Raw genomic sequence first — 15,171 nt, 5'->3', positions numbered from 1 at the left:
GTTAAGCAAAGATGTATCCTGCGCAACATTATTTCGCAAGCGCAGCATTTTTTACGTAACATCACAAAATCAGCCACCTTAGATCCAACGCCGCGTCTTGCGTTCATAGCGTGCGAAATCCGTGCGGAACTGCCGGCGCAGGCGGTCTTCTTCCGGCAGGATAAACCGGCGCTCCAGCACCCAGACGAAGACCGGAACCAAAACCAGTGACAACACGGCGTCAAACCGCAGAATCAAACCCGCAAGAATCAGTACGTCCCCGACGTAGATCGGGTTTCGACTGCGTTTGTAGATGCCCGTTTGCACCATCGCGGTCGGTGTCTCATGGGGAATGACGGTTGTTTTATGGCGGCGAAACTCGACAATGGCCAGAACGGCCATCAGAACGCCACCGCCGATCAGAACTCCACTGAGAAGGTCGGTCAGGCCGCTCTCTAGTGACAGGCCCAGCGCCATGTATCTGGCTTGTGCCCATGCCAGCACCGCAAAAGCGATCAACCAAACTGGCGGTACATCTATCCAGCGCATTCTAAGCCCTCATGAACGACGACGGTGTCGGGTGTGTGTCGCTTCTGACCGACGTCCTACCGTTTTTCGGCCAGATTAGCAAAAGACCAGTATGTCGCATCGATAGACAGACATGTCAGGATCGGCTACCCCAAATGCAACAAAAGACGACCACACAAGTGAGTGAGCCTTCATGACCGATTTTGCAGCAACCAAAGCCATGTTCGACCTGCCCGAGGGCGTGATTTATCTGGACGGCAACTCTTTGGGCCCGCTGCCTAAAACGGCTGCGTCTCGTGTGCAGAACATGCTGACCGAGGAATGGGGGCAAATGCTGATCACCGGCTGGAACAAAGCCGGTTGGATGGGCCTTCCCATGGGGCTTGGAGATCGAATTGGCCGCCTGATCGGAGCCGAGCCAGGCAGCGTCGTGACCGGCGACACCCTGTCGATCAAGGTTTATCAGGCCGTGTCCTCTGCCCTTGAACTGAACCCGACCCGCAAGGTTGTGCTTTCCGACAATGGGAACTTTCCGTCAGACCTGTACATGGTCGATGGCCTGCTGCGATCCCTTGGGAGCCCATACGAACTGCGCGTCGTCGACCCGCAGGACGTCGCAGATGCAATCACCGAAGAGGTCGCGGTCCTGATGCTGACCGAAGTGGATTACCGCACGGGCCGGATGCACGACATGAAGGCACTGACGGAACTGGCCCACGCCAACGGTGTCGTGACGGTTTGGGATCTGGCGCATTCCGCAGGGGCCATTCCCGTTGACCTTGCAGGGTGCAATGCGGATTTCGCAGTCGGGTGTACTTATAAATACCTCAATGGCGGCCCCGGTGCGCCCGCGTTCATTTATGTTGCGCCCCGACTGGCAGATAGTGTGCGCCCGGCCCTGTCCGGCTGGCTGGGGCACGAAGAGCCCTTTGCCTTTGACCTGGACTATCGCCCCGGAAGCGGGATTGAGCGTATGCGCGTGGGAACACCTCCGATCATCCAAATGACCGCGCTGTCGGCGGCCATGGATATCTGGGATATGGCCGACATGGCGGATGTGCGCGCCAAGTCCATTGAATTGACCGAGCTTTTCATTCGTCAGGTCGAGGCGACCTGCCCAGACTTGCAATTGGACAGTCCGCGCGCGCCCGAGCAGCGTGGCAGTCAGGTTTCATTCCGCTTCAAGGAAGGCTATGCCGCGATGCAAGCGCTGATCGCGCGTGGTGTCGTCGGAGATTTCCGCGCACCTGACACAATGCGGTTTGGTTTCACGCCGCTGTATATCGATGAAAGCGATGTCGAGCGTGCAGTCGGGATTCTGGCGGATGTCATGCAGAACAAGCTTTGGGACACGCCCGAGTACAAAACCCGGCAGCGCGTTACCTGATTTCCAGCCCGGCCCCGATCAGGGCCGCCAACTGGTTGGTGCGCCTTTCAAATTCCTCGGCGTCTGACGCAGTCAGCTTGACCCCCTTCAGCGTGACCGTAAGTGTTTTCGCCGTTTCTTCAGGCGTGTCGAACAGACGAACGCGGCCAGCACCCTGCTCTCGCCTCAGCCATTCGGCATAAAGCGCGGTTAGTTCACCTTCGCCCCGTTCGACAATGTCGATGGCCATGGATTTGGTCGTGTCCAGCATCTCAAGCCCATGCGGCGACGCCAAAATCGCAGCCATGCCCTCGGTCTGGGCGTGGATCGCCTTTCTGGCAAGTTCTGAAACCGAGCCTTCGCTGTTCAGCGCCGCGGCCACCACTGCGGACTTTTCCTCGTAATGCCGTTCAGTCAGCTTGCGAACGATCGCTTCCTTGTTCCTGTAATACAGATAAACCGCTGGCCGTGACATCCCCGCACCGCGCGCAATGTCATCCATCGAGGTCTTGCGGAACCCGTATGCGGAAAAGGCCTGAAAAGCAGATGCTAGGATCGCTTTCTGCCGGGATTCGTCACTCGTATCTTTCATGCGCAAATCTCTGACATTTTTTGTGTAATTTGTCAATTGACAGACTGACACTTTACAACCATTATGTCAGAACCTGCCACAGTTACAAAAGGTGCGCCATGGCGACGGCCCTGAAGATTAACGGAACTCCTCATCAGATCGACCTGCCGGATGATGTCCCCCTGCTTTGGGTTCTGAGGGATGAGGTTGGCCTGACCGGCACCAAGTTTGGCTGTGGCGTCGCCGCTTGCGGCGCCTGTACGGTTCATATCGATGGCGAGGCGGTACGTTCGTGCCAAGTGGCGCTGTCGGATGTCTGGGGTGACGTGACCACAATCGAAGGCGTCGGCACGCCAGAAGCACTGGCTACGATCCAGCAATCCTGGGCTGACCATCAGGTGGCGCAATGTGGCTATTGCCAGTCGGGCCAGATCATGCAGGCCGCTGCCCTGCTTGCGGAGAACCCTGCGCCCACGGACGCAGAGATCGATGAGGCGATGCAGGGAAACCTGTGCCGCTGTGGCACCTACCCCCGCATCCGGGCCGCGATCCACGACGCAGCCTCCAAGTTGAAGGAGGCGTAAGAGATGGCTTCTGTTGGCAAAATTATCCGCCGCACGTTCCTGATCGGCTCAGCCGCAATTGTCGGCGGCGTCGCCTTTGGCGCGTATTATGTCACCCGCCCTGCCCCCAACCCGCTGAAACCGAAAGAGGGTGAAGCGGCCCTGAACCCCTTCGTACTGATCGATCAGAATGGCATCACCCTGTTCGCGCCCCGTGCCGAGATGGGACAGGGCGTGAAAACCACGTGGGCCGCGCTGATCGCCGAAGAACTGGATGTCGATCTGGATCAGATCACCGTTCTGCATGGTCCGGCAGCCGCCGCCTATTACAACTCAGCCATGATGGGCGAGGGACTGCCAAACAAGGGCTACGACATCTCAGACTTCCAGCACAACTTAGGTGAAGCACTGGGTGTTCTTGGTAAGGCCCTTAGCCTGCAGGTCACAGGCGGCTCCACCTCGATGAAGGACGGGTTCGAGAGGATGCGGCAAGCCGGTGCTTCGGCCCGTGAAACGCTGAAACGCGCCGCCGCTGATCGGTTGGGTATCGACCCCTCGGATCTGAAAACAGCTTCAGGCCATGTCATCGCGCCGACCGGTGACAAGATCGCTTATACCGATCTTGCAGTGGAAGCGGCCGGACTGGAACCCGTCGAGGTACCTTTGCGAGACCCGTCCGAATGGCGTTATCTGGGACGGACACAACCGCGACTGGACATGGTGGGCAAAGTGACAGGCACTGCCGAGTTTGGCATCGATGTTCGCCTGCCCGGTATGAAATTTGCTGCCGTGCGCATGAACCCCAAACTTGGCGGCGCGATGAACAGCTTTGACGACAGTGCTGCAATATCCATGCCCGGGGTCGAGAAGGTTGTTGATCTGGGCACAGGTGTTGCCGTGATCGCGAACAACACATGGCTGGCCAATCAGGCGGTTGAGGCTGTTGAGATCGACTGGGGCGATGCGCCATATCCACCTGATACCGATGGCATTTTCTCAAAGATTGCCGAGGCGTTTGACGGCGCGCCGAACTCGACCATGCGCGATGATGGCGATGTCAGCGTGACGCCGGATGGCGCAACCGAGGTCACTGCCGAATACCAAGTGCCCTATCTGGCGCACGCCACGATGGAGCCGATGAATGCCACCGCGCTCTATACCGGAAACGCTCTGGAACTGTGGTGCGGTAATCAGGCCCCGACGCTGATCCGTTTTCGCGCTGCGAATACCGCAAATCTGGACACTGAGGCTGTTCAGATTCACACCACCTACCTTGGGGGAGGGTTTGGCCGCCGGGGCGAACTGGATTTCGGAGAAATCGCCACCAAGGTCGCCATGGCCATGCCTGGCACACCGGTCCAGACAACCTGGAGCCGCGAAGAAGACATGCGTCACGACTACTTCCGCCCCGGCGCCATCGCCCGGATGCGCGGCGCTGTTCAGGACGGCAAGGCCGTTCTTATTGACGGCAAGGTTGCAGCGCAGTCCTGCACGCAACAGGCGGTCGAGCGTTACACCGGCTTCCCCGGAGGCGGACCCGACAAAGTGCTGGTCGAAGGGTTCTTCAACCAGCCATATGCCGTGCCAAACTACCGGATGAGCGGCCACGTCGCTGATCTGGCTGTCCCGGTGGGCTTCTGGCGTTCAGTCGGCAACAGCCACAACGGCTTTTTCCACGAGACCTTCATGGACGAATTGGCCCATGCCGCAGGGCGCGACCCGCTGGACTTCCGGCTAGAAATGATGAGAACCGAACATGCCCCATCTGCCGGATGTCTGGAGGCGGTCAGGGAAATGTCCAACTGGACCGGAAAAACACCTGACGGTGTAGGCCGTGGCGTGGCCTTCACCTACAGCTTCGGCACTCCGGTGGCTCAGGTTATCGAAGTGGTCGACGATAACGGTGCCATCCGCATCCACAAGGCCTGGATCGCCTGTGACATGGGGCTGGCGCTGGACCCTGAAAACGTCAAGGCACAGATGTTTGGCGGCATGATGTATGGCCTGTCGGCCGCGTGTTTCGGCGAGATTACCTTCGCCGACGGGGAAGTCGAGCAGTTCAATTTCCCCGACTATGACGCCCTTCGTATGCATACTGCGCCACAAGTCGAGGTGCGCGTTCTGGAGACCAATCGCCATATGGGCGGCGCTGGTGAGCCCGGCACCCCCCCCTCGATGCCCGCACTGGGTAACGCTCTGTTTGATTTAACCGGAAAACGTGCGCGCAGCCTGCCGCTGGTCAATCAGTTCAACCTGCTGGTCTGATTGCCATTTACCTTCCCCTGCACCGGTCCGTCGCGCGCCCGCACGGTCCGGTGCCCTAGTCAGGCTGATTTCTGAACTGCCTGACAGGCAATCCCCGCCGCCCATCCCCGCACAGCCATGCCGAAGGCTTCGAACAAGGGGCGTGAAACCGGGTCGTTGATCGCATCCCATTCGGGATGCCATTGCACGGACAGCGTAAATCCGGGCGCGTCCTTGATGTAGATCGCCTCGGGCGTTCCGTCCGGCGCATGCCCATCGATCACCACACGCTGTCCGATGCACTTGATCCCCTGCCCGTGCAGCGTGTTTGTCATGACCTCCTGCGCACCAAACAAGTCGTGGAACACACCGTTTTCCGTCAGTTTCACCACGTGGCGCAGCGCAAATTTTTCCTCAAGTGTACCATCGGGCGGCATCCGGTGGTTCATCCGCCCCGGCAGATCACGAATTTCCGGATAGAGTGTTCCGCCCATGGCCACGTTGACCTCTTGAAATCCGCGGCAAATGCCCAGAAACGGCTGACCCCGTTCCACACAGGCCCGAACCAGCGGCAGGGTGATCGCGTCACGCGCGCGGTCAAACTCTCCATGCGCCTCGGTAGCCGGTTCACCATATTCTTCGGGATGCACATTGGGGCGACCGCCGGTCAGAAGAAAGCCGTCGCAAACCTCCAGCAACTCCTCAACCGACACATAACGGGGATCGGCGGGAATCAGCAGCGGCAAACATCCCGATACGTTCGCCACAGCGTCCGAATTCATCGTCCCCCCTGCATGGGTCGGGTATTGATCGTTCATGAGGTATGAGTTGCCGATAATACCAACAACGGGTCGAGACATTCCGCTTTCCTTGTTATTCATCCCCTTGAAAAGGAAGCTAACCGCAGCTTCACAGCCGTGCAAGAATACACCTCCTGCGTGACAGCGCAGGGACGTGTTCAGGGGTGCACAAATACCCCCCGCGATCAGTCAAGTCACGGCTCGTTTTCCCCGCCTAAAACTTCAAGTCGGAAACATGCGCCAAGTCATTGCTTTGACGGAGCTGCTCTCAATGGTCGGACTTAAATCTCGCCGTCCAACCCGGCGGCCTCAATTCCCGCCATCGCAACGGCAGCATCGTTTTCTGACGTGTCGCCGGTTACCCCAACGGCACCGATCACGTCCCCTTTTCGACCCCGCAGCAAGACCCCGCCCGGAACTGGTACGACCTGCCCGCCATACACTCCGTTTACCGCCGCCATAAAGTAGGCTTGCGCCTCGGCCCGTTGCATCTGTGCCGTGCCCGCCATTCCCAGCATGACAGAGCCATATGCCTTGCCATGCGCAATCGCAAAGCGGCCCGGTGCTGCATCATCCTCACGCTCGAACGCGATGACGTGGCCGCCTGCGTCCAGAACAACCACCGAAAGTGGCTTAAGCTCCATCTCGCGGCCTTTCTCAAGCGCTTTGCGGATAATGGTGCGGGCTTTGCGAAGGGAAACTTCCATGTGCATTCCTGTGTCTGCATGTCGAAAGAAGAAAGGGGGCGGATCGCCCCCTTCGTTTTACGCTGTGGCCGCCTTCAATTCCAGACGGCGCGCGTGCAGGACCGGCTCGGTGTAGCCCGAGGGCTGCACACGACCTTTGAACACAAGGTCACAAGCCGCCTGAAAAGCGATTCCGTTAAAGCCCGGCGCCATCGGGACATAACCCGGATCGCTTTCATTCTGGCGGTCCACGACAGCCGCCATTTTCTGCATCGCAGCCATCACCTGTGCTTCGTCGACAATGCCATGATGCAGCCAGTTGGCCAGTGCCTGAGACGAAATCCGGCAGGTCGCACGGTCTTCCATCAACCCGATGTCGTTGATGTCGGGGACTTTGGAACATCCCACGCCCTGATCGACCCAACGCACGACATAGCCCAGAATGCCTTGTGCATTATTCTCGACCTCGCGCGAGATTTCCGCCTCGCCAAGATTGCGGCCCCCCAGCAGGGGAATGGTCAGCAAATCGTCAAGCGTTCCTCGGGCACCCGCCGCTGCGATCTCGTCCTGACGGGCCAGTACGTTGACCTTGTGGTAATGCGTGGCGTGCAACGTCGCAGCAGTAGGCGACGGCACCCAGGCGCAGGTAGCACCGGCCAGCGGGTGACCGATTTTGGCCTCAAGCATATCGCCCATCCGGTCCGGCATCGCCCACATGCCTTTGCCGATCTGCGCCTTGCCCTTAAGGCCACAGGCCAAACCGATATCGACATTGCGGTCTTCATAAGACGCAATCCAGGGCGTATTCTTGATGTCGCCCTTGGGCAGCATCGGGCCAGCCTCCATTGAGGTATGAATCTCATCCCCCGTGCGATCCAGGAAACCGGTATTGATGAAGGCGACGCGCGATTTTGCGGCGCGGATACATTCTTTGAGGTTGACCGAGGTGCGGCGTTCCTCATCCATGATGCCCAGCTTCACGGTGTTGCGCGGCAGGTCAAGGATGTCTTCGACCATGTCGAAAATCTCAACCGCAAAGGCAACCTCTTCCGGCCCGTGCATCTTGGGTTTCACCACGTAGACCGACCCTTCGACCGAGTTACCCCCATCCCGTTGCAGGTCATGCATTGCGATCAGAGTGGTGCAGAGCGCGTCCATCAGCCCCTCGCCAATCTCGCGCCCTTCGGCGTCCAGAACGGCCGGGTTCGTCATCAAGTGGCCGACATTCCGCACCAGCATCAGCGAACGACCTTTCAGGGTCGCCTGCTCACCTGTCGGTGTGGTGAAGGTCAGATCTTCTGCCAGTTTGCGGGTAAATGTGGTGTCGCCCTTGGTGACGTCTTCGGTCAGATCGCCCTTCATCAGGCCCAGCCAGTTGCCATAGGCCACGACCTTGTCTGCCGCATCAACACAAGCGACCGAGTCTTCGCAGTCCATAATCGTTGAAAGGGCGGATTCCAGCCGGACATCGGCGATACCTGCGCGATCAGTGGCACCGATAGCGCCAGTCGGATCGAACATGATCTGAATATGCAGGCCATTGTTTTTCAGAAGCACAAAATCCGGCTTGTCTGCCGCGCCACCGAAACCAACAAATTGAGCAAGGTTTGCCAGTGCTGGGGAAAGAACACCTTCTTCGACATGCAGTCCCGACACGTCGACCCAAGACCCACCAGCCAGAGGAACAGCGTCATCCAGAAAAGCTTTCGCCCATGCAATCACCCGTGCACCGCGCGCCGCATCATACCCACCGCCTGTTGGCAGATCGCCTATCGCATCGGTGCCATAAAGCGCATCATACAGGCTGCCCCATCGCGCATTCGCCGCGTTCAGCGCAAAGCGCGCGTTGGTTATCGGCACAACCAGCTGCGGACCCGGCGTCAGCGCAATCTCGGGGTCGACATGCGTCGTGTCGATCTGAAACCCGTCGCCTTCCTCGACCAGATAACCAATTTCCTTTAGAAAAGCCTGATAGTCAGTGGGATCATTGCTCTGACCCTTGCGCGCAATATGCCAGCCATCGATGCGCCCTTGTATCTCGGCCCGCTTGGCCAGAAGCGCGCGGTTCTTCGGCCCCAGTTCAGACACCAGTCGCGCCAGACCCGCCCAGAAATTCTGTGCCGACACACCCGTACCCGGCAATGCCTGCGTCTCGATAAACTCTGCCAGTATTGGATCGATCTGCAGCCCGCTCAGGGTTTGTCTGCCACTCATCTTCCTGCTCTCCTGCGATTGTGTGCCATTGTATGCGTAAGTGACTTAGGCCGAAAGTTTCCGATAGGCAACTTTCGACTTAGCGTTTGGGTTATTCGGATCGAACGGAAGCTGTTTCAAAAACATCAAGGGAATGGCGGGGGCCAGTTGCAGCTCTGGAACGATGCCCCTAACGTCGCGCCAGACACGAACCGATGCGAGGCCCCCATGCGCGACGCTGCCCCCACCACGATCTTCCTGAAAGACTACACTCCGTTTGGTTATCTGCTGGACAGCGTGCACCTGACCTTCGATCTGTCTGCACATGCCACACGGGTCACGTCGCGTATCGCGTTTCGTCCAAACCCCGACGCGACCGATCGCACCTTTTTTCTGCACGGCGAAGATCTGAACCTGATCCGCGCGTCCATCAACGGATCCGAAGTTTCGCCTGACGTCACGGACAAGGGCCTGACCGCCGGTGTTCCCGACGCCCCGTTCCTCTGGGAAGCCGAGGTTGAGATCGATCCGGGCAACAACACGGCGTTGGAGGGGCTTTATATGTCGAACGGCATGTATTGCACCCAGTGCGAGGCGGAAGGTTTCCGCAAGATCACATATTATCCGGATCGCCCCGATGTCATGTCCACCTTTACCGTGCGCATCAATGGCGACCTGCCGGTTCTTCTGTCGAACGGCAACCCCTCGGGCAAGGGCGAAGGATGGGCCGAATGGACCGACCCGTGGCCCAAGCCTGCCTATCTGTTTGCGCTTGTCGCTGGGGATCTTGTGGCCCATCCTGATCGGTTCACCACCAGATCAGGCCGGGATGTTGAGTTAAACCTGTGGGTGCGTCCGGGGGATGAAGGCAAGTGCGCCTTCGGCATGGAGGCGCTGAAGAAGTCCATGAAATGGGACGAAGATGTCTATGGCCGGGAATACGATCTGGACGTCTTCAACATCGTCGCCGTCGATGACTTCAACATGGGCGCGATGGAAAACAAGGGGCTGAACATCTTTAACTCTTCGGCTGTTCTGGCCAGTCCTGAAACCTCGACCGATGCCAATTTCGAACGGATCGAGGCGATCATCGCGCATGAGTATTTTCACAACTGGACGGGCAACCGCATCACCTGCCGCGACTGGTTCCAGCTGTGTCTGAAAGAAGGTCTGACCGTCTTCCGCGATGCACAATTCACATCCGACATGCGCTCGGGCCCTGTGAAACGCATTCACGACGCCATCGACCTGCGCGCGCGGCAATTCCCCGAGGATAACGGCCCGCTCTCGCACCCGGTCCGGCCCGAAAGCTTTCAGGAAATCAACAATTTCTACACGGCCACGGTTTACGAAAAAGGTGCCGAAGTCATCGGCATGTTAAAGCGGCTGGTCGGGGATGAGGCCTATGCAAAGGCGCTGGACCTCTATTTTGACCGCCATGACGGGCAGGCCTGCACGATCGAGGATTGGCTGAAAGTGTTCGAAGACACCACGGGCCGCGACCTGACCCAGTTCAAACGTTGGTACAGCCAGTCGGGCACACCGCGTTTGACCGTATCTGAAGATTGGGCCGACGGGACCTATACCCTGACACTGAAACAGCGCACCGATCCCACACCGGGTCAGGCAGAGAAACTGCCCCAGGTGATCCCGGTCGCCATTGGCCTGCTGGGGTCAAACGGGGATGAGGTCCGCGCGACCGAAGTGCTGGAACTGACAGAGGCCGAGCAGAGTTTTCAGTTCACCGGGCTTGCGACAAGGCCCACAGCTTCGATCCTGCGCGATTTCTCGGCACCGGTCATTCTGGAACACGATCATTCAAACGCCGAACGCGCGTTTCTGCTGGCGCATGACACAGATCCGTTCAACCGCTGGCAGGCTGGCAGATCGCTGGCGCAAGACACCTTGCTGCGGATGATCTTGGACGAGGCAACCCCGGACGCCGATTACCTTGACGGGCTATTGGCTGTGCTGCGTGACGACACGCTGGACCCGGCCTATCGCGCCTTGATGCTTGGGCTGCCGACGCAATCCGAACTGGCTGCGGCCTTGCATGAACGCGGCCAGACGCCCGATCCGATGGCAATCTGGTCGGCGGTCGAAACGCTGCGGCAGGCCACGACACAGCACGTGCAGGATCTGCTGCCCCGCCTGCACAGCGAGGCGTTGGTTGATGGCCCCTACAGCCCGGATGCCGAGCAATCAGGAAAACGCGCCCTTGGCAGCGCGGCACTGGCGCTGACTTCTCGTCTGGACGGAGGGGCAATGGCGGCCACTGTGTATGCCAAAGCGGATAACATGACCCTGCAACTGACCGCCCTGTCCTGCCTGCTGCGCGCCCGCAAGGGCGAGGCGCAGCTGGCCGACTTCTATGACCAATGGCAGCATGACCGGCTGGTCATGGACAAATGGTTTGGCTTGCAGGTGACCATGGCCGCCCCCGAGGCGACACCGGAAACGGCGAAGGCATTGACCGGGCATCCCGACTTCAACTGGAAGAACCCGAACCGGTTCCGCGCTGTTATGGGCGCGCTGGCGATGAACCACGCAGGGTTCCACCAACCGGATGGTGCCGGGTACAGCCTGCTGGCCGATTGGCTGATCCGCCTTGATCCTGTGAACCCGCAAACCACGGCACGGATGTGTTCTGCCTTCCAGACCTGGAAACGGTACGACGCCGGGCGTCAGGACCTGATGCGCGCACAATTGTCCCGCATTGCGGAAACTCCGAACCTGTCGCGCGACACGACGGAAATGGTATCCCGCATTCTTGGCGCATGACACCTTACAGCTTTACCCGTCGCAACAGGAACACGCGAGCAGTGGTCATTCTGGCCAGTGTCTACGCGGCCCTACTGGCGCTGGTCATCCTGTTCGACGCGGCTTGGTGGGTTGTTGGCCTGCTGTCTCTGGCCACCCTCCCAGCGCTATGGGACGTGATCCAGAATACCAGCGCGGGCGTGCAGCTGGACCGGGATGCCGTACGCTGGTTCACGGGCAATCGGCAGGGCGATATCCCAATGCGGGATATCGACCATTTCCGATTTGACACCCGGTGGGACACTTCCGTTCGCGTATCCATCGCCCTGAAATCCGGGAAACGAATCCGGCTGCCAGATGAGTCTCTGCCGCCGCATCGGGATCTGGAAACCATTCTGAAACAGGCAGGTTTTCGCGTAAACCGTCATCATTTCACTGTTTTCTGAAACACTGCGTGATCTAAGGGCGCATTGGACACAAAAAACAAAGTTTATTAAGCAAATTACTTGAATTGAGCCTGATACCTCGCCAGACTTCAGACTCAGTTAAGTGTTTTTACAGTTTTGAGTTTTACCATGTTTCGGTCGTTAAGGGCGCTGTTTGCCCAGCCCATATCCAATCCCACGGACGCCTCAGAAGATCTGTGCGCAACGAAATCTGCGCTGGCCGCTGCCCTGCCTGAACATGGGCAGCTCAACATTCCTGTTGCAACGTCGAATTGCGACAATCTGATTGGACATTCTACAATCGAACATGGGCGCTATCTGGCCAGACAGGATCGCTGGACCGAGTTGTCCGATGAAATGCGTGCAGCGGATCAGGATCGTGCCGCCGTATCAGATGGTATGCCGATTGCCGATCTTTTGGCGTTCGGGGCCAGATCTGACGTGGTTCTGGCTGCGGAACATGCACTGTCGGACGGCAAGGCCATATCCGATTACGATTTGCTGGGTGGTATTTCGGAACTGGAAGGCGAGTTGTCAGACAATCCTGGTGATCCGATGATCGCTGCCGTTGTGGCGCTGGCCCATATCGACCTGGCCTGGGCCTGGCGCGGGAACGCCACGGACACGGCCCTTCCACCCTTGCACCGTTCGCGCTGTGCCGCTCATTTCGACCGGGCCGCTGCGATCCTGCCCAAGTGCAAGGCGGATGCACCGAACAGCCCTCTGATTGCGGCCGCTGGTTGTGCCCTGTTGGCCGGGCAGCGCAAATCAAACGCCCGCGTTGCCGATGAGTACGAGCGTCTGATCACGCTGGATCCGCGCAATCAGCGTCACATGCGCGCGATGGGCAGCCATCTATTACCCCGGTGGTTCGGCAGCTACGCGGAACTGGAATTGCAGGCATTGCGCAATGCCGTCCGGACACAGGATATCTGGGGCGCTGGTGGATATACGTGGGTGCAATTCGATGCCATCGCTTTGGACGAAGAGGCCTGCGCGCAGGTCGATGTCGAATATTTCCTTGAAGGATTGCGCGATATCGTAGGCCTGCGCCCTGACCAGCAGATGATCAATATGTTGTCGGCCTATTGTGCAATCACCATTCAGAATGGTCGCGGGCTGAACGAAAAGGCAGACAATGTCCGCGCCCAAATGCGCGACACCGCAAACTGGCTGATCCGCGATCACCTGACCGAGCTTCACCCCCTGATCTGGGCCCATGCCGCCAACGGGTTCAACAACTCTGTCCGCATCAACTCGCCCGAGCGGTTTGCTGCGCGTGGTCAGCGCGACGCGCTGCGCGCCATCTCGGATTTGTTCCGGGATGAACTGCGCAGCGGCAAGGATGTAACCTTTACATCGTCCGGTCTGCAGTTTTCCAAGAACTGAACGCGTCAGGATTCCCCCTTGCCCCTAGGCCCTGCCGGGCCTAATACGCAGGCTTAGACTTCTGCGGAAATGAGGCGCGCCATGCTCGACCTGACATACGAAATGCCCAAACCCAAAACCATTGCCGGGGCCAAGCACGATTGGGAACTGGTGATCGGGATGGAGGTGCATGCGCAGGTCTCATCCAATGCCAAGCTGTTCTCGGGCGCGTCCACAAAATTCGGGGCCGAGCCGAACTCGAACGTGGCTTTCGTGGATGCGGCAATGCCGGGAATGCTGCCGGTGATCAACGAGTTCTGCGTGGAACAGGCAGTGCGCACCGGGCTGGGCCTGAAGGCGGATATCAATCTGAAATCGGCCTTTGACCGCAAGAACTATTTCTACCCTGACCTGCCGCAAGGTTACCAGATTTCCCAGCTTTATCATCCGATTGTGGGCGAAGGCGAGGTTCTGGTCGAGATGGGGGACGGCACTGCGCGCATGGTTCGCATTGAACGCATCCACATGGAACAGGACGCCGGCAAATCGATCCACGACATGGACCCGCACATGTCCTTTGTCGACCTGAACCGGACCGGTGTTTGCCTGATGGAGATCGTCAGCCGCCCTGATATTCGCGGGCCGGAAGAGGCCGCTGCATACATTGCCAAGCTGCGTCAGATCATGCGCTATCTGGGCACCTGTGACGGCAACATGCAGAACGGCAACCTGCGGGCGGATGTCAACGTCTCCATCTGTTTGCCGGGCGCGTATGAGAAGTATCAGGAAACACAGGACTTTTCGCATCTAGGCACCCGTTGCGAGATCAAGAATATGAACTCGATGCGGTTCATCCAGCAAGCCATTGAGGTCGAAGCCCGCCGCCAGATCGCTATTGTCGAAGCCGGTGGCAAGGTCGAGCAGGAAACCCGCCTGTATGATCCGGACAAGGGCGAAACCCGGTCGATGCGGTCCAAGGAAGAAGCGCATGATTACCGCTATTTCCCCGATCCCGACCTGCTGCCGCTGGAGATCGAGCAGGCATGGGTGGACGATATCGCCGCCCATCTTCCAGAGCTGCCTGACGACAAAAAAGCGCGCTTTATCAGTGAGTTCGGCCTGACCGACTATGACGCCTCGGTACTGACTGCCGAAGTTGAATCGGCGGCCTATTTCGAAGAGGTCGCGCAGGGCCGCAATGGCAAACTGGCCGCGAACTGGGTGATCAATGAGCTTTTCGGACGTCTGAAAAAAGAAGACCACGACATCACGGAGTCGCCCGTTTCTCCGGCGCAGCTGGGTGGGATCATCGACCTGATTTCCTCTGATGCCATCTCGGGCAAGATCGCCAAGGACTTGTTTGAAATCGTCTATACCGAAGGCGGTGACCCGGCGCAGATCGTCGAGGATCGCGGGATGAAACAAGTCACCGACACCGGTGCGATCGAGGCCGCACTGGACGAGATCATCGCGGCCAATCCGGCCCAGGTCGAGAAGGCCAAGGTGAACCCGAAACTGGCGGGTTGGTTCGTGGGTCAGGTGATGAAAGCGACCGGCGGCAAGGCCAACCCGAAGGCCGTTAACGATTTGGTCAGCAAGAAGCTGAGTTCCTGAACCTTACATTTTGTACAAGCCTGCCAGTGGCAATTGTCAGGTTTGTACAATCA

General features: G+C 58.7%; 12 protein-coding genes. 7 read left to right on the top strand and 5 right to left on the bottom strand.

The window, feature by feature from the left end:
* Positions 1-78: 78 nt before the first annotated feature.
* A complete protein-coding gene (locus ACR0J7_RS05200; RefSeq protein ID WP_267364290.1) occupies positions 79-528 on the bottom strand; it encodes a methyltransferase family protein in 450 nt (149 codons plus the stop codon).
* A gap of 172 nt (positions 529-700) precedes the next feature.
* On the opposite strand from ACR0J7_RS05200, the gene kynU reads away from it, so the two are divergent.
* Positions 701-1,894 (top strand): kynureninase, encoded by a 1,194-nt coding sequence (gene kynU / locus ACR0J7_RS05195; protein ID WP_480506283.1) that lies wholly within the window; start codon positions 701-703, stop codon positions 1,892-1,894.
* On the opposite strand, the gene ACR0J7_RS05190 is transcribed toward kynU, so the two are convergent.
* Positions 1,887-2,465 carry a TetR/AcrR family transcriptional regulator gene (locus ACR0J7_RS05190; RefSeq protein WP_480913488.1) on the bottom strand — a complete coding sequence of 193 codons (579 nt, stop codon included), beginning with the start codon at positions 2,463-2,465 and terminating at the stop codon, positions 1,887-1,889. The genes kynU and ACR0J7_RS05190 overlap by 8 nt on opposite strands.
* Before the next feature lie 98 nt (positions 2,466-2,563).
* On the opposite strand from ACR0J7_RS05190, the gene ACR0J7_RS05185 reads away from it, so the two are divergent.
* Positions 2,564-3,028: a (2Fe-2S)-binding protein gene (locus ACR0J7_RS05185; RefSeq protein ID WP_480506281.1), complete on the top strand. Its 465-nt coding sequence runs from the start codon at positions 2,564-2,566 to the stop codon at positions 3,026-3,028.
* A gap of 3 nt (positions 3,029-3,031) precedes the next feature.
* Positions 3,032-5,272: a xanthine dehydrogenase family protein molybdopterin-binding subunit gene (locus ACR0J7_RS05180; protein WP_480913486.1), complete on the top strand. Its 2,241-nt coding sequence runs from the start codon at positions 3,032-3,034 to the stop codon at positions 5,270-5,272.
* Positions 5,273-5,331: 59 nt separating this feature from the next.
* Here ACR0J7_RS05180 and ACR0J7_RS05175 read toward each other — a convergent pair whose 3' ends face one another.
* The 3 genes from ACR0J7_RS05175 to ACR0J7_RS05165 all read right to left on the bottom strand — a co-directional run bounded on the left by ACR0J7_RS05175 (position 5,332) and on the right by ACR0J7_RS05165 (position 8,951).
* On the bottom strand, positions 5,332-6,111 hold the full coding sequence (locus tag ACR0J7_RS05175; RefSeq protein ID WP_480476009.1) for a gamma-glutamyl-gamma-aminobutyrate hydrolase family protein: 780 nt from the start codon (positions 6,109-6,111) through the stop codon (positions 5,332-5,334).
* A gap of 221 nt (positions 6,112-6,332) precedes the next feature.
* Positions 6,333-6,758 (bottom strand): GlcG/HbpS family heme-binding protein, encoded by a 426-nt coding sequence (locus ACR0J7_RS05170; RefSeq protein ID WP_480481817.1) that lies wholly within the window; start codon positions 6,756-6,758, stop codon positions 6,333-6,335.
* Between the two features lie 57 nt (positions 6,759-6,815).
* Positions 6,816-8,951, bottom strand: a complete 2,136-nt coding sequence (locus ACR0J7_RS05165; protein ID WP_480913484.1) for a malate synthase G — start codon at positions 8,949-8,951, stop codon at positions 6,816-6,818.
* 207 nt (positions 8,952-9,158) lie between these two features.
* Between ACR0J7_RS05165 and pepN the strand changes: the two genes are divergently transcribed.
* The 4 genes from pepN to gatB all read left to right on the top strand — a co-directional run bounded on the left by pepN (position 9,159) and on the right by gatB (position 15,118).
* Positions 9,159-11,711, top strand: coding sequence for an aminopeptidase N (gene pepN, locus ACR0J7_RS05160; RefSeq protein WP_480913482.1), 2,553 nt, complete (start codon positions 9,159-9,161; stop codon positions 11,709-11,711).
* The gene (locus tag ACR0J7_RS05155; RefSeq protein ID WP_480913480.1) at positions 11,708-12,136 is read left to right on the top strand and encodes a hypothetical protein; all 429 of its coding nucleotides are present in this window, start codon (positions 11,708-11,710) and stop codon (positions 12,134-12,136) included. The genes pepN and ACR0J7_RS05155 overlap by 4 nt, the downstream gene beginning before the upstream one ends.
* A 129-nt stretch (positions 12,137-12,265) precedes the next feature.
* Complete coding sequence (locus ACR0J7_RS05150) at positions 12,266-13,525, top strand: hypothetical protein (protein ID WP_480913479.1); 1,260 nt, start codon at positions 12,266-12,268, stop codon at positions 13,523-13,525.
* An 81-nt stretch (positions 13,526-13,606) separates the two neighbouring features.
* Positions 13,607-15,118 carry an Asp-tRNA(Asn)/Glu-tRNA(Gln) amidotransferase subunit GatB gene (gatB, locus tag ACR0J7_RS05145; protein WP_267365910.1) on the top strand — a complete coding sequence of 504 codons (1,512 nt, stop codon included), beginning with the start codon at positions 13,607-13,609 and terminating at the stop codon, positions 15,116-15,118.
* The last annotated feature ends 53 nt before the right edge of the window (positions 15,119-15,171 follow it).

The organism is Ruegeria sp. O4 (genome assembly GCF_056535125.1).
This window is presented reverse-complemented; position numbering and strand designations above follow the sequence as displayed.